Source organism: Nonomuraea sp. NPDC049750 (assembly GCF_040659625.1).
Classification (GTDB): Bacteria; Actinomycetota; Actinomycetes; order Streptosporangiales; family Streptosporangiaceae; genus Nonomuraea.
In genome coordinates, this window is record NZ_JBFANB010000041.1 from 63,716 (window position 1) to 87,305 (window position 23,590).

The 23,590-nt window shown below is 67.2% G+C and carries 23 protein-coding genes; 17 read left to right on the top strand and 6 right to left on the bottom strand.

Annotated features, from left to right (window positions below; all coding sequences use genetic code 11):
* Positions 1-46 precede the first annotated feature (46 nt).
* Positions 47-691 carry a response regulator transcription factor gene (locus AB0J16_RS53200; protein ID WP_357939612.1) on the top strand — a complete coding sequence of 215 codons (645 nt, stop codon included), beginning with the start codon at positions 47-49 and terminating at the stop codon, positions 689-691.
* Positions 688-1,872, top strand: a complete 1,185-nt coding sequence (locus tag AB0J16_RS53205; protein WP_358554953.1) for a HAMP domain-containing sensor histidine kinase — start codon at positions 688-690, stop codon at positions 1,870-1,872. The genes AB0J16_RS53200 and AB0J16_RS53205 overlap by 4 nt, the downstream gene beginning before the upstream one ends.
* 65 nt (positions 1,873-1,937) lie before the next feature.
* On the opposite strand, the gene AB0J16_RS53210 is transcribed toward AB0J16_RS53205, so the two are convergent.
* Entirely contained in the window at positions 1,938-2,573 is a 636-nt protein-coding gene (locus AB0J16_RS53210; protein WP_358554956.1) for a hypothetical protein, read from the bottom strand.
* Between the two features lie 163 nt (positions 2,574-2,736).
* Here AB0J16_RS53210 and AB0J16_RS53215 point away from each other — a divergent pair, with 163 nt between their 5' ends.
* The 3 genes from AB0J16_RS53215 (at position 2,737) to AB0J16_RS53225 (ending at position 5,112) form a co-directional block, all read left to right on the top strand.
* Positions 2,737-3,258, top strand: coding sequence for an RNA polymerase sigma factor (locus AB0J16_RS53215; protein ID WP_358554959.1), 522 nt, complete (start codon positions 2,737-2,739; stop codon positions 3,256-3,258).
* Positions 3,255-4,388 (top strand): CU044_5270 family protein, encoded by a 1,134-nt coding sequence (locus AB0J16_RS53220; RefSeq protein WP_358554962.1) that lies wholly within the window; start codon positions 3,255-3,257, stop codon positions 4,386-4,388. The genes AB0J16_RS53215 and AB0J16_RS53220 overlap by 4 nt, the downstream gene beginning before the upstream one ends.
* 94 nt (positions 4,389-4,482) lie before the next feature.
* A complete protein-coding gene (locus AB0J16_RS53225) occupies positions 4,483-5,112 on the top strand; it encodes a DUF899 family protein (RefSeq protein WP_358554965.1) in 630 nt (209 codons plus the stop codon).
* 31 nt (positions 5,113-5,143) lie between these two features.
* Here AB0J16_RS53225 and AB0J16_RS53230 read toward each other — a convergent pair whose 3' ends face one another.
* Positions 5,144-5,782 carry a Pycsar system effector family protein gene (locus AB0J16_RS53230; RefSeq protein ID WP_358554968.1) on the bottom strand — a complete coding sequence of 213 codons (639 nt, stop codon included), beginning with the start codon at positions 5,780-5,782 and terminating at the stop codon, positions 5,144-5,146.
* Between the two features lie 388 nt (positions 5,783-6,170).
* On the opposite strand from AB0J16_RS53230, the gene AB0J16_RS53235 reads away from it, so the two are divergent.
* From AB0J16_RS53235 to AB0J16_RS53260, 6 genes are all read left to right on the top strand, one after another.
* Positions 6,171-6,842 (top strand): Crp/Fnr family transcriptional regulator, encoded by a 672-nt coding sequence (locus AB0J16_RS53235; RefSeq protein WP_358554971.1) that lies wholly within the window; start codon positions 6,171-6,173, stop codon positions 6,840-6,842.
* 266 nt (positions 6,843-7,108) lie between these two features.
* Positions 7,109-7,849 carry a hypothetical protein gene (locus AB0J16_RS53240; protein ID WP_358554974.1) on the top strand — a complete coding sequence of 247 codons (741 nt, stop codon included), beginning with the start codon at positions 7,109-7,111 and terminating at the stop codon, positions 7,847-7,849.
* 2 nt (positions 7,850-7,851) lie between these two features.
* Positions 7,852-10,002 (top strand): hypothetical protein, encoded by a 2,151-nt coding sequence (locus AB0J16_RS53245; RefSeq protein ID WP_358554977.1) that lies wholly within the window; start codon positions 7,852-7,854, stop codon positions 10,000-10,002.
* Positions 9,947-10,960: a hypothetical protein gene (locus AB0J16_RS53250; RefSeq protein WP_358554980.1), complete on the top strand. Its 1,014-nt coding sequence runs from the start codon at positions 9,947-9,949 to the stop codon at positions 10,958-10,960. The genes AB0J16_RS53245 and AB0J16_RS53250 overlap by 56 nt, the downstream gene beginning before the upstream one ends.
* A gap of 88 nt (positions 10,961-11,048) precedes the next feature.
* Positions 11,049-12,302 (top strand): DUF4407 domain-containing protein, encoded by a 1,254-nt coding sequence (locus AB0J16_RS53255; RefSeq protein ID WP_358554983.1) that lies wholly within the window; start codon positions 11,049-11,051, stop codon positions 12,300-12,302.
* Positions 12,303-12,568: 266 nt separating this feature from the next.
* Complete coding sequence (locus AB0J16_RS53260) at positions 12,569-14,608, top strand: cellulose binding domain-containing protein (RefSeq protein WP_358554986.1); 2,040 nt, start codon at positions 12,569-12,571, stop codon at positions 14,606-14,608.
* Positions 14,609-14,785: 177 nt separating this feature from the next.
* Here the strand turns inward: AB0J16_RS53260 and AB0J16_RS53265 are convergent, their stop codons facing one another.
* A complete protein-coding gene (locus AB0J16_RS53265) occupies positions 14,786-15,274 on the bottom strand; it encodes a MarR family winged helix-turn-helix transcriptional regulator (protein WP_358554989.1) in 489 nt (162 codons plus the stop codon).
* 85 nt (positions 15,275-15,359) lie between these two features.
* On the opposite strand from AB0J16_RS53265, the gene AB0J16_RS53270 reads away from it, so the two are divergent.
* On the top strand, positions 15,360-15,947 hold the full coding sequence (locus AB0J16_RS53270; protein WP_358554991.1) for an NAD(P)H-dependent oxidoreductase: 588 nt from the start codon (positions 15,360-15,362) through the stop codon (positions 15,945-15,947).
* A gap of 12 nt (positions 15,948-15,959) precedes the next feature.
* Here the strand turns inward: AB0J16_RS53270 and AB0J16_RS53275 are convergent, their stop codons facing one another.
* Together AB0J16_RS53275 and AB0J16_RS53280 are read right to left on the bottom strand one after the other, a co-directional pair.
* Positions 15,960-16,565 (bottom strand): hypothetical protein, encoded by a 606-nt coding sequence (locus AB0J16_RS53275; protein ID WP_358554993.1) that lies wholly within the window; start codon positions 16,563-16,565, stop codon positions 15,960-15,962.
* A 47-nt stretch (positions 16,566-16,612) separates the two neighbouring features.
* Positions 16,613-17,188 (bottom strand): hypothetical protein, encoded by a 576-nt coding sequence (locus AB0J16_RS53280; protein WP_358554995.1) that lies wholly within the window; start codon positions 17,186-17,188, stop codon positions 16,613-16,615.
* A gap of 43 nt (positions 17,189-17,231) precedes the next feature.
* On the opposite strand from AB0J16_RS53280, the gene AB0J16_RS53285 reads away from it, so the two are divergent.
* On the top strand, positions 17,232-18,602 hold the full coding sequence (locus AB0J16_RS53285) for a hypothetical protein (protein ID WP_358554997.1): 1,371 nt from the start codon (positions 17,232-17,234) through the stop codon (positions 18,600-18,602).
* Between the two features lie 15 nt (positions 18,603-18,617).
* On the opposite strand, the gene AB0J16_RS53290 is transcribed toward AB0J16_RS53285, so the two are convergent.
* Positions 18,618-19,007: a TraR/DksA C4-type zinc finger protein gene (locus tag AB0J16_RS53290; RefSeq protein ID WP_358554999.1), complete on the bottom strand. Its 390-nt coding sequence runs from the start codon at positions 19,005-19,007 to the stop codon at positions 18,618-18,620.
* A gap of 226 nt (positions 19,008-19,233) precedes the next feature.
* On the opposite strand from AB0J16_RS53290, the gene AB0J16_RS53295 reads away from it, so the two are divergent.
* From AB0J16_RS53295 to AB0J16_RS53310, 4 genes are all read left to right on the top strand, one after another.
* Positions 19,234-19,611 (top strand): hypothetical protein, encoded by a 378-nt coding sequence (locus tag AB0J16_RS53295; protein WP_358555000.1) that lies wholly within the window; start codon positions 19,234-19,236, stop codon positions 19,609-19,611.
* Positions 19,612-19,651: 40 nt separating this feature from the next.
* Complete coding sequence (locus AB0J16_RS53300; RefSeq protein ID WP_358555002.1) at positions 19,652-20,845, top strand: serine hydrolase domain-containing protein; 1,194 nt, start codon at positions 19,652-19,654, stop codon at positions 20,843-20,845.
* 250 nt (positions 20,846-21,095) lie between these two features.
* Complete coding sequence (locus tag AB0J16_RS53305) at positions 21,096-22,589, top strand: AMP-binding protein (protein ID WP_358555004.1); 1,494 nt, start codon at positions 21,096-21,098, stop codon at positions 22,587-22,589.
* Positions 22,586-23,584, top strand: coding sequence for a hypothetical protein (locus AB0J16_RS53310; RefSeq protein WP_358555006.1), 999 nt, complete (start codon positions 22,586-22,588; stop codon positions 23,582-23,584). The genes AB0J16_RS53305 and AB0J16_RS53310 overlap by 4 nt, the downstream gene beginning before the upstream one ends.
* The last annotated feature ends 6 nt before the right edge of the window (positions 23,585-23,590 follow it).

Consider the following 23,590-nt stretch of genomic DNA (forward strand, 5'->3'; position numbering starts at 1 on the left):
ACGGCGCTTATTCGCGGCTAACACCCGACCCGCCACGCTCGACCCCATGCGAGTGCTTGTCGTGGAGGACGAGGAAGAGCTGGCCGACGCGGTCGCGCGCGGCCTGCGGCTGCACGCGATCGCCGTCGACGTGGCCTACGACGGGCAGGAGGCGCTGAACCTGGCCTCGTACGTCGACTACGACGTCGTCGTCCTCGACCGCGACCTGCCCGAGGTGCACGGCGACGACGTCTGCGGCGAGCTGGCCAGCGCCAGCCGGATCCTCATGCTGACCGCCGCGGGGCAGGTCCGCGACCGGGTCGATGGTCTGTCGCTGGGGGCCGACGACTACCTGGTCAAGCCATTCGCGTTCGCCGAGCTGGTGGCCAGGATCCGGACACTGGCCCGCCGGTCGTCCCGGGTCGCGCCGACGCCGCTGGAGCGGGCCGGGATCCGGCTCGATCCCGGCCGCCGTACGGTGACCAGGGACGAGCGGGCGGTCGCGCTGAACCGCAAGGAGTTCGACGTCCTGGAGCAGCTGCTGCTGGCCGGAGGCGACCTCGTCACCTCCGCCGAGCTGCGCCGGCGGGTCTGGGACGAGCACGCCGACACGGGCACCGGCGTGCTGCGCGTCACGATCACGTCGCTGCGCAGGAAACTGGGCGCGCCGCTCGCGGTCCAGAACGTCCCCGGCAAGGGCTACCGGCTGTGACGCGGCTCTGGCCGTGGAACCGGCTAGGGCTGCGCATGCGGCTGGCCCTGTTGTACGGCGGGCTGTTCTTCGTCGCCGGATCGATGCTGCTCTGGGTCACGTACCTGCTGACGGCTCGGGCGATGAACACGCAGTTCGTCACGAAGTTCGGCGGCCCGCTGATCGCCGGTTCGGAGGACGTGCCGCCCGAAGCCGGCTCGCCCGTCCGGCAGGTGCGGGTCGATGTGGAGCAGGGCGCGGCCACCGTGCTGAGTGACATGCTGCGGTCCTCGGTGGTGATCATGATCGTGATCGGGATCATCGCGTTCGTGCTCGGCTATCTGGTGGCTGATCGGGCGTTGCGGCCGTTGGATCGGGTGACGGAGACGGCGCGGCGGTTGTCGGAGAGTACGTTGCATGAGCGGATCGGGTTGCGGGGTCCGCGGGATGAGGTCAAGCGGTTGGCCGATACGTTCGATGCGATGTTGGATCGGTTGCATCGGGTGTTCGAGGCGCAGCGGCGGTTCATCGGTAATGCTTCGCATGAGTTGCGGACGCCGTTGGCGATCAATCGCACGATTTTGGAGGTGTCGCTGGAGGAGCCGGCGGCCTCACCCGATCTGAAGGCGCTGGCCCGTGCGTTGCTGGGGACCAACGCCCGTTATGAGCGGTTGATCGAGGGGTTGCTGCTGCTGGCCCAGTCGGAGCAGGAGCTCGCCATCCGCAAGCCCGTGGAGCTGCCGCGGATCGTACGGACCGTGCTGGAGCAGATCGAGCTCGCCTCCACGAAGCGGCACATCACCGTGCACCAGGATGTGCGGCAGGCCGTGGCCGTGGGCGACCCGCTGTTCCTGGAGCGTTGCGTGTTCAACCTGCTGGAGAACGCGATCAAGTACAACGTCCGCGGGGGTGAGGTGTGGTTGCGCCTGCGGCAGGAGGGTGACGAGGCGGTGGTCGTGGTGGAGAACACCGGGCCGCAGGTCTCGCCGTACGAGGTGGACGACCTGTTCGAGCCGTTCCGCCGGCTGCAGGGCGACCGGGTGCGGTCGGCACGCGGCGCGGGGCTGGGACTGTCGATCGTGCGGGCCATCGTCGGGGCGCACGGCGGCACGGTGACGGCCGTGGGTCGGCCGGAAGGCGGCCTGGCCGTGACCGTACGGCTGGCGGGCGCGGCTCACGTGACCGCCGGCCGCGCACGCTGACCATGCTCGGGTCCATCCAGAATTCGGCCTGGGCCGTCTGCGCTTTGGGCAGGTAGACAGCATGGTCAAAGGGCCTGGCGCGCTTCCTCCACCGAGCGCAGGACGCCAAGGGCGCCGGTGGTCTCGGCGATCTCGCCTGCCTCGTCGAGCACTTCCAGCGCCTGGTCACGGTGGCCTTCGGCGGCGGTGATGTAGGCCAGGCCGATCAGGTTCGCGGCGACGCCGGGCAGGAAACCGAGCTCGCGGCGCAGGCGTACCGACTCCTCCAGTCGCCGGCGCGCCGGGCCCAGGCGGCCGGCGACGTGCTCGGCGATGCCCAGGTGCCGCAGCGCGTACGACATGGTCAGCTTGTCGCCGGCCTGGGCCGCGAGCTCGTGGGAGCGTTCGAACATGGGGACCGCGGCGTCGTTTTCCCGGTGGACGACCTGGTGGAAGAGGCCGATCCAGAACAGCGCCTCGCCCTCGCCGCGTACGTCGCCGAGGGTTCGGTAGAGCCGCGCGGCGCGCTCGAACAGCTCCTGCTCGCTCGGGTCCTCCTCCCCCTTGTCCAGGAATCGCCCGTGCGCGAGCCGGCCGCGGGCCAGGGCGAGATCCGCCTCGACGGCGTCCAGATCCCGGTCGGCCGCCTCCAGCGCCGTGGCATCGCCGTCGAAGACGGCCCGCTCGTACAGCAGTCTGGCCTGTTCGATCCGTTCGTCCACGTTCATCCCCTGCGCTCGGCTACGTCGCGGTCGAGCGTATAGGTGGCCTCTTTGCCTGAGCGGCAGGTCGTCCAGATATTTCGGGATTGGCGTAACAACGAAGATGCTCGGACCACTTCCTGGTGTCAGAAGAACAATGTCCGGAATTTAAGGGGCTGAGGCGGTGACGGATGATTCGCACCGGTTCACCAGCATGTATGACGAATGCCGACAACGCGTGTGGGCGTACGTGGTCAGTCGCGCGGGCCGGCAGGTGGCTGACGAGGTGGTGAGCGAGACGTTCGCGGTCGCCTGGCGGCGGCTGGACGACGTACCGCAGCCGGCCCTGCCCTGGCTGCTCGGAGTCGCGCGGAACGTCCTGCGCGACAACATCCGCGCGGAGACCCGGCGGGAGGCGCTGAACGCGGAGCTGCGGGCCTGGACCGAGGGCGACGTGGCCGACCAGGTGACCGAGCGGCTCGGCGTACTGCGCGCGCTGGCCGAGCTGCCGGAGGACGACCGGGAGATCCTCATCCTCATCGCCTGGCAGGGCCTGTCCCCCAAGGACGCGGCCCTTGTCGTCGGCTGCTCGGCGGCCGCTTTCCGCGTACGGCTGCATCGGGCCCGCAAGCGGCTCAAGCAGGCGATGGAACCGACGGGACGGTCCCGGCTCCGGGTGAAGAACCTCAGTGAGGAGTGGTCATGAACCCCATCGACGAACTACGGGCGGCCCGGCCCGCGCACCTCGGCGACGCGCCGGTCGACGAACGCACCAGGGCCGCGGAGCTCTCGCACGCCATGTCCCGGCCGCGGCCGGCGCGGCGCAGGCGTAGAAACGTACGGCCGGTATGGGGCCTCAGCCTCATCGGCGCGGCCGCGACCGCCGTAGCCGTCGTGGTCTCCAGCACTGGAGGCATGACGGCGCAGGCGCCCGTTCCGGCCCGGACGACGGCCACGTCGTCCATCCCCAAGGTGAAGCTCTCGGCTCGGGACATCCTGCTGACCGCCGCCGCGAAAGCGGCCCGCCAGCCCGCCGGGACGGGCGCCTACTGGCACACCGTGTCCATGCGGCGGACCCTGTTCGCGGTCGAAGGCGCCGGCTACCGGGTCATGGACTGTCAGCGGGAGGAGGGTTGGACCCCCAACGCCACCGGTGGAGACCAGTGGGGCAGCATCAAGCCGCTCGGCGCGCGACCGGTCACCGCCGCGGACGAGGAGGCATGGAAGCAGGCCGGCTCCCCGGCCGAGATCCCGGTCAAGGTGCCGGGCAAGCCACGCCCGATGACCCTCACGACCTCTCCCCGAAAGAAGTTCACCGACCACACTCCCCTGGTCGACGGGGACAAAGTGTTCTGGCTCGGCCGGAACGTCACCATGAAGGACCTGCGTGGCCTACCCTCCGACCCGGCCAAGCTCAAGGCGTGGCTGCTGCGCTCGTACGAGGGGCACAGCACCGAGTCCAGCAGCGACCCGATGTCGGCCGACCCCTGGCTCTTCACCGTGAGCATAGGGTTGATCATCGACATGCCGGTCACACCCCAGGTACGCGGCGCCGCCTTCCGGATGCTCGCCGACCTCGACACCGTCGACGTCATCGAGAACGTCACGGACGCGGAGGGCCGCCAGGGCACCGCCGTGGCGGTCAAGGAGCGCACCAAGGGCTCCGGCGTCTTGGAGAACCGGCTGATCTTCGACCAGACGACCGGGCGGGGCCTGGCGAACGAGAATGTCGTGGTGAAGTCCGGTGGTCTCCAGAGCGCCTTCGAACCCGGCACAGTGTGGAACTCGCAGGCCGTACTGGAAGCCGGCTGGACCGACCGCAAGCCATCCTCCTGACTCCGCCGCCATGACCGCCCCTGCCCGCCGGGTGGGGGCGGTCAGCATCCGGAGGCGGCCGGATTCTGTCGGTGCCACGGGGAACAATCGACGCATGGAGAAACCGAAGGCCGTTTCGGCCGAGGAGTGGCAGCGGGCCCGCGATGACCTGCTCAAGGCCGAGAAGGAAGCCACCCGTACGCTGGACGCGCTCGCCGCGCAGCGGCGCCGCCTCCCCATGGTGAAGTTCGCCAACGACTACCCGTTCGACACTCCTGCCGGGACGAAGACCCTGCTCGACCTGTTCGAGGGCCGCCGGCAGCTGGTCGTCTACCAGTTCATGGACAACGGGCCGGACGACTACTGCCCGGGCTGCACCGGGTTCACGAACAACGTCCCGTCGACCGGGCTGGCCCGCCTGGGCGACAGTGAAGTCACCTGGGTCACCGTGTCCAACATGCCGCTCGCCCAGATCGAGGCGTACAAGGCGCGGATGGGCTGGACGCTGCCGTTCGTCTCCTCGCACGGCACGTCGTTCGCGGATGACAGCGGCGCGGGTGGCGGCTTCCTGCTCAGTGTGTACCTGCGCGACGGCGAGGACGTCTATCAGACGTATTCCACCGGCTCCCGGGGCGTGGACCGGCTCGTCTTCGCCAACAGCATCCTCGACCTCACCCCCTACGGGCGGCAGGAGGACTGGGAGGACTCCCCACCCGGCTGGCCGCAGCACCCCACGTACGGGTAGAAGGCCGTGCCGACTGATCAGGACCGTCGGCTCAGGCGCTCTGCAGCACGGCGATGGAGGCCGTGATCCCAAGGGCCGCCAGCGACGCAAGCAGCGCCTTTATCCCGAGACCACTCCAGCGGTACTTCTGACGGGCAACCTGGGCATTCGCCCAAACCTGCTCGGATATGGCAGCAACGAGAGCATCGGCATCTTTCACCAATGCGCCCAACTCGCCAACGTAGGCGTCTGGCCGGGCGTGATATCGCGTGGCGATGTGGTGGTAGTAGAGGAGGCTGATGGGCTCCGGGTTGGCACGGCGGCGGGGCAACAAAGCCAGTCCACCGAAGCAGGCGGCGCCTACCACCAAGAATGCGCAGGTCGCGGCAGCGATCGCGAACACCGTGCTCGGTCGTTCAGCACTTCTGATCAGCGTATATATGACGCCGCCGGTGGCTCCTGAAGCGGCGAGCGTGAACCCCGCCTTGGTCTCCGCATGTTTGATCATATCGATGGTGAGCGAGAGGGCCTTCCATGCGTCATCGGTAAAACCTGCTCGCGGCCCTGTTGGGACGCTGGACGGCGCGCTGGGAGCACCAGGCAGGGATACCCGCTTCGCAGCGCCTCTCTTAATTGAGATCACTTCACCCATCCACAAGCAAGCATCGGCCACGAATTCCGTGGATTCCATCTCGCACGGCTGAAGCCGGCTCGAAGCGCGGCACCAGCAACCACATACAGGTTCCCGAGGTCAGGTCTCGAGATTATCGCGCATCCCACCTCAATCGGGAGGCGATCGCCGCCAGCCGTATGAGGCCGCTGCAAGATACCCATACACCAACAGTAAAGCCGTAGATCGGTCCACCGCTTGGTCGCGCACCTCCGCACCAACCCGTAAGCGAATGCGTCCGTAATCTCATATCGTCAACTTCATATGGTCCTTTGCGCACCTCAACACGGCTTCGATGGGCCGGTCACCGCGATCGGCCATGGGAAGAGTTCATGATCCCGTCGCGATCAACAGATGGTCGCCTTCAGCGTAGGGAGGCGGGCGCATGCTGTGGCCCAAAGGAACCCTGATGGCGGCGTTCGATCAACAGGCCAAGGCTGACTTCCTCGCCCTGGGCGAACCACAGCGCTTCGAAGCGGGCGAAGTTCTCCTTCGCCAGGGCGACCCCCGCTCTGATCGCGTGTACCTTCTGCGTTCCGTCCGGCCGGGAACGTCCGCATGTGCGAAAGTGACGGCGAACCTCGGCACAGGGGTTGAGACGCTTCTCAGCATCCGGGTCAGCGGCGACCTCGTGGGAGAGATGGGCGTCTTGCGTGGAGCCGAACGCTCCGCCACGGTGACGCTCTGCACCCCAACCCTGGCCTTCCGCATCTCGGCAAACACCTTCCTGGGCTTCCTTGGCCGCAATCCGCACCTTGGCGCGGCGCTCGCCGCCATGATCGCGGACCGGCTTGAGTGGTCCAATCAGCGACGACTGGACTTCGCCGCCTTCGATGTCACCGTTCGGCTCGCGCGGGTCATCGGCGAACTCGCCAGGCGCCATGGGATCGAGACCGCGGCTGGGCTCGAGTTGGGCGTCAGTCTGTCCCAACAGGAGTTGGGACGGCTGATCGGAGCACGAGATGCCGCTGTCAGTAAGTCGATGCGGGCGCTCAAGGAGAGCGGCGTGCTGCGAACAGGCTACCGGCAGCTGATCATCACGGATCCGGATCAGCTCCGCGCCCTGCAGCACGGAAACTGAGGCCGCACCGATTGCCGCTTTATACACAATTGTCAGGACTTTTCCACCCAGCTGCATATCGAACGGAATTCTGGAACTTTATTACGGTGGCGGGTATCGGCGGCACCCTCGCAGGCGGACAGATCTAGGACCGCCGGGATAGATACCCTTTTGTGACCAGACTGCGAACCCTGGACCCTGCATCCCCTATTAGTAGTGAATCTGGCGTCGCATCATCCCCCATACTGTTGATCCCGAAGCAGAGCCAAGGAAGGCGCTTATAATCAATGGACACAGGTGATTTCGGACGCGCACTTGTGGTGTCGAGCGATCTCAAGGGGTACGGGCGCGGCAATGACAAGCGTCACGAAACCATGCAAGCCCAGTTCGTCAACATCCACCAGGCAGCGGCCGAGCTGGCGGGTCTCCACCGCGACACATGGGTACGTCAGCCAGGCGGCGACGGCGAGCTCGCGGTGCTGCCTGACGGCGAGCCCGATGCGCTGGTCGTCGACCAATACGTCAGGGAGCTGGAGAAACAGCTCAGCGACCACAATCGAGACCTGCCCCCCGAAGCCCGGCTGCGGCTGCGGGTGGCTGTCGCCTTCGGCTCGGCTTATCCGGCCGCGAACGGGTACGCCGGACAGGCCGTCGTCGAGGTAAGCCGACTTCTTTCATGGGGTCCGCTCAAGCGAATCCTTGACGAGAAGTCAGATGTGAATCTCGTTCTAATTCTCTCCCAGCGCGTCTTCGAGGACATCGTAAGGAACGGACATACTTCCTACGCGGCATCCGAGTTCCGCGAGGTGAAGGTCCAAGAGAAGGAGTACGACGCGTCCGCGTGGGTCCGGGTGCCAGGTATGACTCCCGCAGATCTGGACTTCCTATCTACAACTACGGAACCCACGACAAACGCCCATACAGCAGATCATCTCATCGGAGCGATCTCGCAGAACGCCGAGGCCATCACCAACCTCTACGGCCCGGTCGACGCCCGTCAGGCGATTTTCGGCGTGAGCAGGAAGTAGTAATGCCAGAAACACCACAACCCGAGGGACAGCCCGCGGACGAAGCGGCGCCGGACGGTCCAGAGCCCGACCCGGAGGAGGCGAAGCAGGAAGGGCAAGGCGACAACGAATCGCCAGGAGAGGAAGGCAGCTTCGACGAGGGGGCCCTCGGCCAGAACGCCACCGTCATCAACAACTTCTTCGATCAGGTCGACGGCTCCCACTCCATTTTCGGCATCGGCGCACGTCGATCCACACACTCGATGACCGGCACGCTCGACCTCGTGGACATCGAGAAGGCCCTTGAGTGTTTCGTCGCGCCTGAGTGCTTCGAGAAGGCCCTGCTTGACCTGTGCGGGCATCGGGTGGTCGTGCTTGTGGGCCGCGAGGAAAGCGGCAAATGGATCAGTGCGATCGCACTCCTGAACAGGGTGAAACAGCGAAACGCCAAGATCACTGTCCTGTCTCCGGCTCGCACCCTCGACGAACTAGCCGCCAAGACGGCCTTCCGGGAAGGTCGTGGCTACGTCATTCAGGGCTGGGTCGCGGACGCCGGTGCGGCGACACTCCAGCGGTTCGAGTTCGAGACGCTCAGCCGGAAACTCGAACAGGCTCAAGCACATCTGGTGATCACGCTTAACCGAGGCCAGGAGCTCTCCGGCTTGGAGGGCTTCCATGTCGGGTGGCGGACGCCCGATCCGCTGAAGCTGTTCGATGCCTACCTCAACGGCATCGCCGTCACCGATGAGATCGCCGAAGTCCGCAGGCAGGCCATCGAACTGCGGACACCTCGCCGGATCGCGGCGCTCGCGCGGCAGATCGCGCTCGGCGGGCAATCCCCGACCGACGTGCTCGCCGACCTCACAGGCAACGAGGTGACCAAGTGGTTCGGCGACAAGCCCAAGCGCTCTGAGGTCCTTGTGGTCGCTGCCCTCGCGTTTGCGTACGGAGTGCCCGAGCGCGTATTCGAACGCCTCCTTGTCGATCTCGAACGGATAGCGGAGGAGGTCAAGTTACGGGGCAGAGAGCCGGAGAAACGGGCTTATGACGACACTCTTCCGCAAAATAGGGCGCGGTGGGGCGGCGATCACCCCCTGATCACTGTGGAGCGCGTACCTGGCCCATCGGCGGGAGAGCGCAGGATCGTCTTCCGAGGCTCGCAACACCGAGAGCAGGTCATCAACGAACTCCTGCGACTCTATGGCTACGACCTCTGGGAGCCTCTTCGACTGTGGATCCGCGGCCTGGCCGACGATCTGGCAGAGGTACGAACGCAGGCGGCAGCGGGCCTCTCACTGCTGGCCGCCGCCAACTCGCAGGAAGTTCGGGAATCATTCCTCGAGCCCTGGGCCGGAGGCGGTGCTTCAGAACAGCTCACCGCAGCCCTGCTCCTGTCGATGATGTGCGCGGACGACGCACTGGCGCCGATCGCTCTCAACACGGCCTTGAGCTGGGTCATGGATGCCGGGCAGCCCCGTGCCATGACCGCCGCGCTGGCCTTCGCCGGAGGGCTGTCCATCCGCTACCCTGCCGACAGCGTCGACTGGCTGTGGTTCCTGTCGCTGCGTGCGATCAGAATCCGGGTGGTCGCCCGGCGTGCCCTTGTTCTGCTCTTCCAGGGCGCGGCCGAGCGGGAGGACGGTGCACTCCAGCCTCTACGCCTGCTCGCCCGGCATGTCGACCTGGATCTGCGGAGCCCTATCGAGCCGGGTCGTGCGCGTACGGCCCTTGCCGCCGCACTCGCCGTCCTCTCGTGTGATCGTCTCGAAGCAGACGACGATTCCCTGGCGGCGTGGTTGCTCATGTCCGAGCCGGAGAGCGCCAAGCCGCTGGGCGTTCTGTGGGCCTGGACCCTGCACAGCGCCTACTACCGACGTGATGCGATCCGAGCCCTTTATCGCGCTCTGCGCGCTCTTAAGGGTCGGGATGGAGCGATACCGGCCGCTACCGCCCTGGGTGAGGCCGTGTGGTCGGCCCTGCCCCCGGACGCCGCGACGCTGATCAGTCAGGCGATCGAGCGAGCGGGAGCCGCCGTACGTGAAAACCCGGAGGACTCTATCCGGACCCGTGAACTCGTCCTGGCGGTGCTGAAGACGAGTGGCGAACGAGGCCGACCCCATGGCACACGAACAGGAGGCGGTGGCACTGATGGCCATCCCATATCCGATCATTGACGAACAACCTCTGCCCCCGGCGCAACGGTCCTGGGGATTCTTCACTCGCAGGGACACGAGCCAATTGCCCGCGACACCCGCGGGAGCCGTCCTTGTTTTCGAGGTCCATGGCGGTCATCGCGCATTCATGGAACGTCGTCACCTCAAGGGCTCCGAGGAGGCGGTCGTGGAGGCGGTCTCCGTGGCCGTTGTCGACGTACGCACCCGTTCGGTGCACGTCGAGGTGCAGCTTCCCTCCCGCGACCTTGGCTACCGGTTCATCGTCAGAGCGAACTTCAAGTGCCGGGTGACCAATCCGGAGACGGTCGTGGCGGATCACGTTCAGGACGTCGCCGAAATCTTAGCCGGCCACCTGCGCAAAGACGCGAAGCTGATGCAACTCGGCGCGACGCGCCCTATCGAGGACACGCACGCCCTGGCCCCAGAAGTCGCCGCCAGGGTGCAGGCTTATCTCGAGTTCTACCCACCGACGATAGACGGCATGGAGGTGGACCTCGCCCATGTCGAGTTGTTCATGCCCAACGATGTCATCGTCCATGGCAAGAGCCTGAAGAAGCTCCAGTGGGAAGGGGAGAGCAAAGAACTCCTGTGGGCCATCGAGAACCGTGACGTGGCGCGGATCGAAAACATCTTCCAGCGCGGGGTGGAGGCTGTCACCGCGCTCAGCGTCAGCCGCGAGCAACTCTTGATGGGTGACGCCGTGAGCGTCGCCCGAGAGATTCAAGAACAACGGATGAAGTCCCTGTCCGACCTGCTCCGCCAATTGCCCGACGGCGCGCTGGACTTCCTTCCCATCGATTCCCAGAGGCTCATCAACCAGATGATGAAAGCGGTGACCGGCGTTGAGCCGTTCATCGATTCATCGGAGACAGAGGAGCGCCGCGCCCTCGGCGAAAGCCGGCATGCGCGTGGCGAGGACGGTCCGCGGTCTATCGGGTTGGAAGACCTGGATGACTGAGGCGTCACGTACGTCCCGATGGGCGTCCTCGGTCGTGGGGAAATGGCGACAGGCCGACCTGGGCCGTCGACTTCGAGTGCTCGCAGGCGTGGATGAGCATCTCCTGTCACAGGTGCCACTGGAACGCACCCGCTATACCGGTGTGGGCGGCGTGGTGCTCGGGACGGCCGTCATGGCCGGCATGTCCATGTGGTTCGCGCTCAGCCAGGTGCTTGGTGACTCCCACGTACTTCTGATCATTCCAGTCATGATCTGGGCCCTGGTCGTGCTCAACCTGGATAGGTGGCTGGTCTCAACGGTCACGGGCATGTGGCAACGCCGGCTCCTCATGTTGGTGCCACGCCTGCTCGTCGCGATGGTGATGGGTGCCATCATCGCCGAGCCCATCGTGCTCCGGGTGTTCGAGACAGCGGTGGTTCAGCACGTCAAGGACCAGCGTGAGGACATCCGGAACGCCCGGGTAGCTCAGTGGGTGGAGTGCAACCCGCGTCCGCCCGCCACCCCCGAACGGCAGGACTGTGGCGGCAGCCGGCTTCTCGCCACCACGACGGAAGCAGACGCGGCCCGTCTCGCCAACATGGAGAAAGAGGCCGCGCGGTTGGAGAAACGCGTCGACGCGGCGAACGGGCGCCATGGCAAGCTGGTCGACAAGGCGAACGACGAATGCGCAGGTGAGCCAGGCCGCGGGCTGAGCGGCAGGAAAGGAAAAGGGCCACTATGTCGACAGCGGGAGAAGGACGCGCATCAGTTCTTCATCAGCAGTCGCATTACCGAGAACACGAAAACCCTGCACGCACTTCGAGCCCAGATCTCTCAACTTCGAGGCCCGCTCGCGCTCAAGGAGACGGACTACCAGAAAGCGGTCGACGCCAAGATCCAGGAGAGGCTCGCCCAGTTGCCCACAGCGAGCGACCCGGTAGGGCTGCTCGAACGGTTGAAGGCACTGCATGAGCTGACTCAGGACAACGCTTACCTGGCGACGGCGAGTTGGCTCTTTCGGCTGTTCCTGATCATGATCGACTGCCTTCCCGTGCTCGTGAAACTCATGGGTGGTACGACCGCGTACGACCGCATGGTCGGCGAGGAGAACCGCCGCCGGGAGGAGGTCCACGCACATCGGGTGCGATCCACGGCAGAAGCGACGATTGACGAGCTCGAACTGGACGCCTACGCAGCCGCCGAGCAACGCCGCAAACGCCGCCAGGACATCGATGTGGAGCGCAAGGCGACCGATGTCGCCGCGCGCAACAGGATCGAGGAGATGATCAATATGCGTACGCATGAACTGCGGCGCACGACCCTGGGCGAGCAGCGCAACGGAGCCCATCCCCGGCCCAACTGACGCCTACGAAGCGGTAGGCGGTCACAGGCATGGGGGCGTCGGTCTCACGCCAAGGACCTCGTTGACCGGACTGAGGCGTGGGGCTGCTCCTGGCGGGGGTGACGGGTGCGCTGCCGATGGTGAGGGGCGGATCCGCGGGTCGGCGGCCGGTCGGCGTGAAAGTTTCACCGTTGGTTGACGGGCATGACGCCACACCCCATGATCATGTTGCCGCCTGGCAGGAGGGGGCGTCGAGTGAATGCCGCTACCCATGGCGAGGTGCACCGATGCCGAGATTCGCATTACGAGCCGCGTCCGCTGTCCTGCTGACGCTGACCGCCCTGAACGTCCCCGCGGCGCACGCCGACGAGGTCACCCCGGTCGCGGTGACCGTTAACGCCCGCGCCGCGCTTGCCACCGTCCCGGAGACCGGCATCGGCACCAACCATGCCATCTGGGACACCAACCTGGGCACCAACGCGACCGCCGACCTGCTCAAGGATGCCGGGGTGAAGCTGCTGCGCTATCCCGGCGGCTCCTATTCGGACATCTACCACTGGGCCACTCACACCGCCCCCGGCGGCTATGTGGCGCCCAACACCGACTTCGACACCTTCATGAGTGGTGTGCGCCGCACCGGGGCGCAGGCGATGGTGACCGCCAACTACGGCACCGGCACCGCCGACGAGGCCGCGGCCTGGGTACGTCAGGCCAATATCACCAAGGGCTATGGCGTCAAATACTGGGAGATCGGCAACGAGAACTACGGCAACGGGCACTACGGCTCCGCCTGGGAGGCGGACGATCATGCCGACAAGAGTCCGGCCGAGTATGCCCGCCATGTCGTGACGTACGCGGACGCCATGAAGGCGGTCGACCCCACCATCAAGATCGGCGCGGTACTGACCACGGCCGCCAACTGGCCTGATGCCATAGTCGCCGACGGCGACGACGGCACCTGGAACAAGACCGTCCTCTCGATCGCCGGACCGAAGATCGACTTCGTGATCCTGCACTGGTACCCCGGCGCCCTCGACAAGGCCGCCCACGTCCCCGACATGATCCAACTAACCCGCCAGCAGATCGCGAAGTACGCCGGGCCCGGTTCCGAGCGGATCGGCATGGCCATGACCGAGTTCAACACGGGATCCAGCAGCGGCGGCACCACCACCCAGCCCGGCGCGCTGGCCGCCGCCGACGCCTACGCGACTCTCCTGGCGAACGGGGTCTTCACGGTGGACTGGTGGAACGTCCGCAACGGCATCGGCAACATCACCCAGGTCGAAGGACAGACCGATTACGGTGACTTCGGCCTGTTGTCGAGCGGTACGTGCACCTCCGACGGAAGCGTCTGCGAGCCGCAGCTGAACACTCCCTTCGCGCCCTACTACGCCCTGCAGATGATGAGCAAGTTCGCCCGCCCCGGCGACCAGTTCATCCGGGCCGCGACCGGCCAGGCTAAGGTCACCGCGCACGCCGCCCGCCGCCCCGACGGCGACCTGGCCGTCCTGTTGATCAACACGTCGTCCGACACGTCCTACCCCGTGACCATCGGCTACTCCGGCTTCAGCCCGGCGTCGGGGGCGCCGACCGTACTGACCCACACCAACGGCGCCACGAGCATCACCGGTTCGACCGCGGGCAGCGCGACCAGCCAGACGCTGCCGCCGCTGTCGATGACCACCGTCGTCCTGCACCCCGCCACGCCCCAGACCGGCCGCCCGGGTGCGCCGGGACAGCCGACCGCCGCCGACGTGACGGACCGGGCCGCCACGATCTCCTGGCCCGCCGCCTCCCCCGGCGCCCGCCCGATCGTCAAGTACGAGCTCCACCGCCAGAACGGCGCCATCAGCGAGCAACTCGGCGAAACCACCGGAACCTCGCTCACGGTGAGCAACCTCACGCCGGGCACCCGCTACACGCTCAACGTGATCGCCCGCGACACCGGCGGCGGCGTCTCGTGGGCCTCCCCGCCGCTGACCTTCACCACCGGCACCCCCGCTTCGAGCTCATGCACGGTACGGCTGACCGTCCAGACCGACTGGGCCAGCGGCTATGTCGGCGCCATCGACGTCACCAACAACGGCGCGCCGATGAACGGCTGGACCTTGGCCTTCACCTGGCCCAGGACATGGCAGAGCCTGGGCAGCGGCTGGAACGCCACCTGGACGCAGAACGGGCCGGACGTCAAGGCCGTCAACGAGCCCGGAAACGGCTCGCTAGCGACCGGGGCATCGACCACGATCGGCTTCGTCGGCAACTACAGCGGGCCGAACGTCCTGCCGGGCGTTTTCACCCTCAACGGAACCGTCTGCACTACCCGCTAGGGCGGTGACTCCAGGGCCCCCGGTGCTTCGTCCCACGGGCCGTCTCGATCCCTGTGACGGTCCGTGGTGGCTAGGGTCCCTTGGAGGGAAACCCCCTCCGGGGGGGAAGAAGCCGGTCCGTGGTGGCTGGGGGCCTTTGGAGGAACACTCCCTCCGAGGGGCAGCGTCCGGCCCGCTCTAGAAAACGTGATCGCTGGCGGCCTCGCCGCGGCGCGGCTCGATGCGGTCGACTACCTGCTCGCTCCAGGCCCGCATGACCGCGGCCTGCTCGGCCGTGAGCGAGTCGAGGAAGTAACGGCGGATGTTGCCGGCATGCCCGAGGATGGCACTCTCTGCGAGCTCACGGCCCTTGGCGGTCAGCCCGATCCCGGTGCGGCGGCCGCCGGCCCCGCTCTGGGTCGGCTCCACGAGGCCGCGGTTCTCCATGCGGGTCAGCTGGTGCGAGACGCGGCTCTTCTCCCAGGCGAGCGACTCGGAGAGCTCGCCGACGCGCATCTCGCGGCCGGGCGCCTTCCACAGCGTCACCAGCACGCTGAACTCAGCCTTCGAGATGCCGCAGTCGCGCTGCAGACCACGCTCGAACTCCCGGGCAAGCAGGCGTTGCGCGAGCATCCAGGTGTGCCAGAGCTCCCACTCCTCGGGCTCCAGCGTACGGGTCTCCGCCATGGCGGAAATCATACCGACCAAGCGAGTTGACGCGTCAACTCTGCCAGTCTTAGAGTTGACGCGTCAACTCTCTCGAAAGGGCGTCATGGCACTCCGCATTGGCATCATCCTCGGCAGCACCCGACCCGGACGCCGAGGCGAGCAGATCGCCTCCTGGGTGCTCGACACGGCGCGCGCTCACGGTGGCGCCGACTACGAGCTGATCGATCTCGCGCACCACCGCCTCGGCAACCTCGACGAGGGCGGCAATCCGAACCTCCAGCAGTACGAGCACGCGCACACCCGCGAATGGTCCGAACTGATCGACGGTTTCGATGGCTTCGTCTTCCTTGTCCCGGAGTACAACCACTCCTTCCCCGGCGCACTCAAGAACGCGCTGGACTACGTGTACCGGGAGTGGAACGACAAGGCCGCCGGCATCGTCAGCTACGGCGGATGGGCTGCCGGGGTCCGAGCCGCCGAGGCCCTCAGACTCGTGCTCGCCGAGCTCCAGGTGGCCACGGTCCGCGCGCAACCCGCCGTCCCCCTGCTCCCCTCATTCGCGACCGGCGTTTTCGTCCCCGGCGAGGGTCTCGACGCCTCGGTCCGCGGCATGCTCGACCAGGTGATCGCCTGGGCCGACGCGTTGCGCGGAGTGCGCGAGGCCAGGTCGGAGACGGGCGCGGCGGCCTGAGGTCCAGTCGCGCTAGTCAGCGCCCGGGGGCCGCCCCTCACCGGCGGTCCCCGCGCTCTCACGGACAGGGTCCTCCCATGTCGGGGAGAGGTACGGCGAATGCGCCGAGCGGTAGAGCACGACGATCAAGGCCACGACGGTCGCGAACCAGGCGATGGCCGTGATCGGTCCCAGGTCGGCGTAGCCGTACCCGGCCAGCATGCCGAGCACTCCCAGAACGGCCACGGCCCAGCGCAGCACGTCGAGGAGGACGGCCCCTGAAATGTCCCCGCAGGGACGGATCCGTCTGATGATGGCCTCAGCGATCAGCCAGACCGCGAGCAGGGCGCCGAGCGTGTTGGCGATTCCGATCAGTTGCGTGAACGTGATGGGGGAAACAGCCAGGCTACGGCTCGGGCGCTCACCGGACGCGATCATGGCGATGAACGAGACGCAGGCCATGGCGACAGCCAAGGACCTGGCCCGGCTGAAGGGGTCGTCGAGGGATCGCCGCAGCTTGGACAGCCCGGACGCGCACAATAACCATCCGGCGGGGTCGAACAGCAGGTCGAACCCGTTGAAACGGAGGGCACCGAACGTGAAGACGAAACCGGTGGCGATCCTTGCGAGAGGAGGCATGTCCCACGACCCTCCCGGCTGGCCGTTGCCCACGAATGAGCTACCTGTCAGGGCCAATCTGGACTCACCGCGTCATCGCAGACCTCGGCCGCGAGACCTCTCTGCCAGGCGACCGGGACACTTCCGTTGAGTCCTTGCAGCCCCCATGAGTTGCCCATCACCTCCGCTGACCCCGGACCCAGCCAGGTTCGGTAGGTGAAGCGGATCGGCTGGGGCTCGTGGGGCACCGCCGCGCAGTCAGTGATGACGATGCGCCTCTCCACGCTTTGCCGGTTATCGCCCTCCACGGCGACCACGGAACTCTCCCCTTTCTCCTGGTCAGCAGGTAGCAGGCGGAGCCCAGGTATTTCGGCCGAGATGCCGGTAAGAACGAATGAGGCCATCCCCTCGTTTTCCAGCTCGATATGCACGGGCGTCGACAGGACGCCATTCTGGTCCACCTCCGCGTGGAGGAACAAAGCCTCGAGACTCCACTGCACACGCGGAGTTATCGACCCGGTTCCCCACAGAGCCGCCGCGACAATCACCAGCGTCAGGCCGCCGACCACCATAGCCGATAATCGCGAACGCTGAGCACGCCACGTAGCGATGCCAAATTGCCGCCATATATCATCCGAACTCACGATATAGCACCATATATGGTGGCACTTCGTGACGGTACCTCCGATGATCTCCTGGGTAGTCGCCATGGTCACCGTGCTGATGGCGGCCATACCGGTCACATCGGAGCGGCTCACCAGGTTCGCCACGCTGATGGGCCTTTCCGTCACGGCGGCCAACGCCCGCCAGGTCATCGACCATTTCGCCGACCTGCGCCGATGGCGGCTGATCGCCCTCGTCCCGGCTGTTCCCTTGGCCTGTTTCACCAATGACCCGCTCTATCTGGTGCTGGGCTGGTGCGCCGTTTCCGTCTTTCGCGATGTACGACTACCGGCCCCAACGCTCTCTGCCCACGACGCGAACATGTATCGAACGACATGGCTGCTCGGCCTGGGTGGCGCCGTAGTGGCGGGCGGTTATCTGCTGGCGAGCCAGGACATCACCCCGGCACGGCTGGCCCATGCCGCCATCGTGATTATCGTGGCGGCGGCCGTACCCCGTGCCGCTGGAAAAGTGAGCGCCCGGCCCGAAGCACCGGACGAGACGGACCGGACCATCCGCGAATGGTCGACGCGGAGCCTCTATCTGGCGGGAACGGCGATCGTGCTTTCGGCCACGCTGCTCACTCCTGGTCACCCGCTACAGCGTGAACTGCCTGAATACACGCCGCCCTTGTCGTTCCCGGATTATCGGGCCGAGTTCATGACGGTGAGTGAATACAAAAGACCCACCTGTCCGTGGACCGACCAAATGGACCAGCCCTGCCGCACGTGGCTGGTGAACAAGCAGCCATTCCCGCAGGCCGCGCCGTACATCATCAGGAAAGGCGGCGCGCCCCAGGCGGCACCGTTCGTGCGCAGTTCTGACAAGAAGGCCGTCGTCTACCTGGACAGAAACGATCGACGCATGGTCTATCAGGACGCCAAGGGCGTTCACTACCTCACCGCCGCTCTCCCGGACACGGCGGTGCCCACGGCGACGTGGGCCGGCCAGAGCAGGTACATCGCCCTGGCCAAGGACGGCGCCCAGGTCACCGATACCAAGACCTGGACCACCGTGTCACTCCCTGGCGCCCGGCAGGTCCACGACCTCAACGAGAACGGGATCGTGGTGACGACGCAATCCCAGGTGCTCGTTCTCGATCACCTGGGACGGACGCGGATGAGCCTTCCCCTGAAGCCCCAGGACCGCTACTACCTCCGGGCGGACGGCAGTCGCTTCGTGGTCATCGCCGACCAGGGGGCGCGGGTCGACACCTTCGCCCCAGAGACCGGCGAGCGACTGGCCAGCGTCCCTCTCAGATTCCCCGGCGACGACTTCCTTGACGTCGCCCTCGGCTGGTCGAAAGAGGGTGCCTTCTTGGTCCGCAGCGGCTCCAGCGAACGCGTCTATTACTTCGACCTGGCGACGGGCAAACTCTGGAGACGCAAGACCTGAGCCACCAGGCGCTGGTCAGCGGCGGTGGTGGGCGGCGCAGCCGACGCACATCTTGGCGGCCGGCAGGATCATCAGGCGCTCGATGGCGATGCGTTGCCCGCATTTCGCGCAGATCCCGTACGTGCCGTCGTGCAGCCGCTCGACGGCCAGGTCCAGGTCGACGAGGTGCGTCTGGGCCTGGTCGAGCAGGGCCTCTATGTGGGCCCGCTCGAAGGCGGTGGACGTCCCCTCAGGGTCGTGCTCGTCGTCGGAGGCCGACTGCGCCGCCGACTGGACCATCTCGTCCCGGTCATGGCCCAGCACGGCGATGCGGGTTTCGGTCCTTTGACGGTCGGCGTCGAGCAGTTGTCGTATGGTCGCCTGCTCCGAGGGGGAAAGCGCGGCGTCCCGGTGTTGTGTGGTCATCACGGTCCCTCACCTTCGCTACCAGGGTACGCGCGGTGCCTCACATCCTGTGGCACAAGTGGCAGGAGGTAGACGGATCCAACCTCGTCTCCGCTGTTGACGATGTTTCCCATACCAGCCTATCGTTGTCTCCGACGGAGACAACGTTCGGTGCGCCTGGGACACCACCTCGGGCGTGGTAGTCATGAGATCCACGAAGGAGGCCGGACAGAGAAGTTGGTGCATCATGACCGAGCACTACCTCGGCGGTATCGGCATCGCCGAAGCGCTGGGCGTGAGCCGGCACGCGGTGCACAAATGGCGCTCCCGCTATCCGAGCGATTCGACTCATCCGTTTCCCGAGCCCGACGTCGAGATCGACGGGGTTCCCGGCTGGCGGGCTGATCGACTTGAGGAAATAGTGCGGTGGCGCAACGGCCTGCCCGGCCGTGGCGCGGGCGGGGGTCGTCCTTCCGCCGCACGTCAGGAGTACCTCAGGCACGCGGCGGCGCGCGGCCTGGAGCGGGGTGAGGCGCTGCGCGCTCTCCTCGCGTTCACCGAAGAGTTTCCCGAGATGACCGAGCCGGAGGTCTGCGCCTGGCTCATCGAGAAGTGGCGCGACTAGCACTTTCCGGCGACACCACAAGACCGGAAGGCGATGACGCATGCCCGAAATCGGCGGCAGCACCGCACCAGGATTCGAAGAAGTCCGTACGGCATTCGCCGCCAATCTGGCCGGCGGCCAGGAGGTGGGCGCCGCGGTGGCCGTCTACCTGCACGGCCGGAAAGTCGTCGACCTGTGGGGCGGGATCGCCGATCCCGAGACCGGCCGTCCCTGGGAGCGCGACACCCTGCAAGTCGTCTATTCCACCACCAAGGGCATCACCGCCGCCTGCGCGCATCTGCTGGCCCAGCGCGGCGAACTGGACCTCGACGCACCCGTCGCCGGCTACTGGCCGGAGTTCGCGGCGAACGGCAAAGACCACATCCCCGTCCGCTGGCTGCTCACCCACCAAGCCGGACTGCCCACGATCGACCACCCGATCACCCCGGCGGAAGCCATCGCCTGGGACCCGATGGTGACCGCGCTGGCGGCCCAGCGCCCATCCTGGGAGCCGGGCACCGACCACGGCTACCACGGGCACACCTACGGCTGGCTGGTCGGCGAGGTCGTCCGCCGGGTGAGTGGCCGCAGCCTCGGCACGTTCCTCGCCGAGGAGATCGCCGGACCGCTCGGCCTGGACCTGTGGATCGGGCTGCCGAAAGCCGAGCGGCATCGGGTCAGCCGGATCATCTCCACCCCGCTCGACCAGGACGCGCTGGCCGGGATCGACCTGGACGCCCTTCCCGAGCCCATGCGCGAGGTGATGGCGGTTTATACCGATCCGACGTCGTTGACCGTGCGGTCCCTGTTGACCATCATCACGCCCGCGCTGGACCACAACGACCCCGACGAGCAGTCCGCCGAGATGCCCTCGACCAACGGCATCTGCACGGCCCGCGCGCTGGCCCGCTTCTACGCCGCGCTGATCGGCGAGGTCGACGGGCAGCGCGTCCTCTCCTCCGAGACCTTGGCGGCGGCGACCGCGGAGCAGGTCAGTGGCGTCGACCGCATCCTTCGGGTACCCGTCCGGATCGGCACCGGTTTCGGCCTGCCGACACCCGACGCCTTCTGGTACCGCCCGACCGCCTTCGGGTTTCCCGGTATGGGCGGATCGCTAGGCTTCGCCGACCCGGCGAGCGGCCTCGCGTTCGGCTACGTCATGAACCGCATCCAGGAAGGAACACCTGACCGTAGAGCCGCCACCCTCCTCGACGCGGTCCAGCGCGCGATGGAGAGCGCTGACCTGCGCCGATAGTGGCCGTGTAGCGATCGTGTAGGCCCCGCGACGACAGTCGTTCCTGGCCCTTACCGGGGCAGGAACGAAGGGAGAAGTCATGGTCAAGACGGCCAGGTTCTACGCGCGCTACGTCGTCAGCGCCCTCTCCACCGCCGTGTTCAGCCTCAACGGCTGAGGCTCGGTCCCTCCTGACGGCTCCTGGGAGCGGCTTCGTGCCGCTCCCAGGGACCGTCGTGTTCCATGACCACCGCGCAAAGGATGGGACAGGATGTTCGGGACAGCCGCCCGGCAGATGGGGTACGCCTGGTCAATGCTGGCGGGCCGCCGGTTCCGGGTGAAGGACGTGACCGCGCTGGTCGAGGACCTCCGCGCGACCTTGGAGGAGTTCGGCTCCCCCGGTGAAGGCGCGGGCGAGATGCTGACCGCGCCCGACCCTGAGATGCAGCGTGACCTCGCCTCGCGCCGGCTCCGGCGGACGGTACGGTTGACCGCCCGCGACACCCCCTACTACCGGCGGTGGTTCGAGCAGCACGGTATAGACCCGGGGTCCATCACCCTGGAGTCCCTGGCCTCGATCGAGCCGACGACGAAGGCCGCGCTGCGTGACCTGCCGTCCGCGTTCGTCGCGGACGGGGCCCGTCCGGCCGTACTCGCCCAGACCACGGGCACGACCGGTGTGCCGACCATGGTCTGGTTCTCCCGCTACGAGATCGACCTGATGTCGGGCATGTCGGCCTTGGCGCTGATGCTCGCCGGTGGACTCCGCTCCGAACATGTCTGGGCCAACTGCATCACCTCGCGGTCCATCGCCCAGATCCTCATCGAGCGGGCGGCGACCATGACCGGGGCGGCCTTCGTCCACGTAGGTCTCGTGGACCCCCGCGCCACGCTGGACCGGTTGGCGGTCCCGCTGCACGTTCCGGGCAAGCGGCCACAGATGACCCACCTCAACACGACGGCCTCGTATCTCGCGGCACTGGTCCAGGAGGCCGAGCGGGGCGGCTGGGACGCGAAGGACTTCGGCCTCGAAGAGATCCACTCCGGTGGCGAGGTCCTCACCGACGCGCTGAAGGAGCGGGCGGAGGCCATGTTCGGGGCTCGCGTCCTGGACAGCTACTCGATGACGGAGATCGCCCCCGTGGGTGGGCAGGTCTGCGGGCAGGGACACCTGCATATCCCCACCGACCAGGGGCACGTCGAAGTTCTCGACCCCGAGACGTTCCAGCCGGCGGCTCCGGGGGCGCACGGGGTGCTGGTGGTGACGCCGTACACCACGTACCGCGACACGACCCTGCTGCTCCGTTATGTCACCGGCGACATCGTCAAAGTGCTGCCCGAGGGCGAGCAGCCTGCCTGCGAACTGGCGGCCGTACCGGCGACCTCGCGGGTCCTCGGCCGGCTGTCACCCTCGTCCGTCACCACGCGCGACGTGCTCGACCTCCTCCAGGCGGAGCGCGAGATCCCGCTCCCGACGCGGTACGTGCTGGAGGAGACCCGGTCGGGACCGGTGTTGCACGCCGTGACCGGCAACGTGAGCCGCGCGCTGGTGTCCCGGCTGGAGGAGCGCGCGGCCGACCTGGGGCTTCCCCTGCGTGGCATTGAGCTGGTCGATGATCCGGCCGCGCTTCCCGGCCTCTGCCGGGTCCGCGCGGACCTGCGGGAGCACACGTTCGAGCACTTCACGGCCACCGAGCCCGCCCGGACGGGCAAGTCGGCCCTGCGGGCGGCCGCGGAGGCGGTCGCCGAGATGGGAGTCCGATGAGCGGCCTGATGACCGAGGCGGTCCTGCGCGGACTGGTCCTCTACCTGCTCATCCTGCTGACCATGGGTGTCGCCGCGCTCTACTTCGCCAGGGTGACGATGCCGCGCCCGCCGGTCGGCAGGTTCGTCTGGACCGATATCTGGATCATGGTCGTGGCGCTCATCGCCATGCCGTTCGCCTACATGCACATGCCGACCGGGGTCATCGTCACCATCTTCGGTGTGGTCGTCTTCACCGTGTCGCAACTCGTCCTGTCGCCGGTGCTGGGCGGCCGGAACGCCGCGCTGGCGGCCGCCCTGCTGTGCGCGGCGGACGTGGCCGCGTACTTCGCGCAATGGCCGACGGCTGTGCTCGTCGTCAACGACCTCACGATGATCCTGCTCACGGTCGGGGTCGCCAACATGTGGGCGCAGACGGGGATGCGGGCCGCCCACGTGGCGGGGCTGGCCGGTGCGCTGACCGTCTATGACGCCCTAGCCACGGGGGTGAGCTCTCTGACGGCTGATTTCGTGTCCCGGGTCGAAGGGTTGCCGTTCGCCCCGATACTCGCCACCGGCTACGGGCCGGTGTCGAGCCTGGCCGGTCTCGGTGACTGCCTGATGCTGGCCGTGTGGCCGCTGGTGGCGGCCAAGGCGTACGGCAGGACCGCCGGCTGGTGGGCCGCCGTGGTCGAGGGGACGTTGCTGCTGGGCCTGACGCTCGCCGTCCTGTTCACCGAGCTGGAGTTCGTACCTTTGCTCCTGCCGCTGGGGCCGCTGATCGTGGGACAGCACCTGTTCTGGCGACGCCGCGAGCGGGCTCGCGCGCTGCGCGCCGGACCGGGGCGAGTCGAGCTCGCCCGGGCGCTGGAGGATCTCCCCGCCGACGCACGCTCCTGGGTGGCGCTGCACGAAGGAGCCGTCGTCGCGACGGGGGCCGGGCCGGGTGCGGCCCGGCGGGCGGCGCGGCAGGCAGGCGTCACAGCCGTGCCGGTCGTACGGGGAACAGGCAGCTAGTCGTGC

Coding starts and splice junctions, on each gene's coding strand:
- AB0J16_RS53200 (WP_357939612.1), top strand. CDS start 47: ATGCGAGTGCTTGTCGTGGAGGACGAGGAAGAGCTGGCCGACGCGGTC.
- AB0J16_RS53220 (WP_358554962.1), top strand. CDS start 3,255: ATGAACCCCATCGACGAACTACGGGCGGCCCGGCCCGCGCACCTCGGC.
- AB0J16_RS53225 (WP_358554965.1), top strand. CDS start 4,483: ATGGAGAAACCGAAGGCCGTTTCGGCCGAGGAGTGGCAGCGGGCCCGC.
- AB0J16_RS53230 (WP_358554968.1), bottom strand. CDS start 5,782: ATGGAATCCACGGAATTCGTGGCCGATGCTTGCTTGTGGATGGGTGAA.
- AB0J16_RS53235 (WP_358554971.1), top strand. CDS start 6,171: ATGGCGGCGTTCGATCAACAGGCCAAGGCTGACTTCCTCGCCCTGGGC.
- AB0J16_RS53240 (WP_358554974.1), top strand. CDS start 7,109: ATGGACACAGGTGATTTCGGACGCGCACTTGTGGTGTCGAGCGATCTC.
- AB0J16_RS53245 (WP_358554977.1), top strand. CDS start 7,852: ATGCCAGAAACACCACAACCCGAGGGACAGCCCGCGGACGAAGCGGCG.
- AB0J16_RS53250 (WP_358554980.1), top strand. CDS start 9,947: ATGGCACACGAACAGGAGGCGGTGGCACTGATGGCCATCCCATATCCG.
- AB0J16_RS53260 (WP_358554986.1), top strand. CDS start 12,569: ATGCCGAGATTCGCATTACGAGCCGCGTCCGCTGTCCTGCTGACGCTG.
- AB0J16_RS53265 (WP_358554989.1), bottom strand. CDS start 15,274: ATGGCGGAGACCCGTACGCTGGAGCCCGAGGAGTGGGAGCTCTGGCAC.
- AB0J16_RS53270 (WP_358554991.1), top strand. CDS start 15,360: ATGGCACTCCGCATTGGCATCATCCTCGGCAGCACCCGACCCGGACGC.
- AB0J16_RS53275 (WP_358554993.1), bottom strand. CDS start 16,565: ATGCCTCCTCTCGCAAGGATCGCCACCGGTTTCGTCTTCACGTTCGGT.
- AB0J16_RS53285 (WP_358554997.1), top strand. CDS start 17,232: ATGATCTCCTGGGTAGTCGCCATGGTCACCGTGCTGATGGCGGCCATA.
- AB0J16_RS53290 (WP_358554999.1), bottom strand. CDS start 19,007: ATGACCACACAACACCGGGACGCCGCGCTTTCCCCCTCGGAGCAGGCG.
- AB0J16_RS53295 (WP_358555000.1), top strand. CDS start 19,234: ATGACCGAGCACTACCTCGGCGGTATCGGCATCGCCGAAGCGCTGGGC.
- AB0J16_RS53300 (WP_358555002.1), top strand. CDS start 19,652: ATGCCCGAAATCGGCGGCAGCACCGCACCAGGATTCGAAGAAGTCCGT.
- AB0J16_RS53305 (WP_358555004.1), top strand. CDS start 21,096: ATGTTCGGGACAGCCGCCCGGCAGATGGGGTACGCCTGGTCAATGCTG.
- AB0J16_RS53310 (WP_358555006.1), top strand. CDS start 22,586: ATGAGCGGCCTGATGACCGAGGCGGTCCTGCGCGGACTGGTCCTCTAC.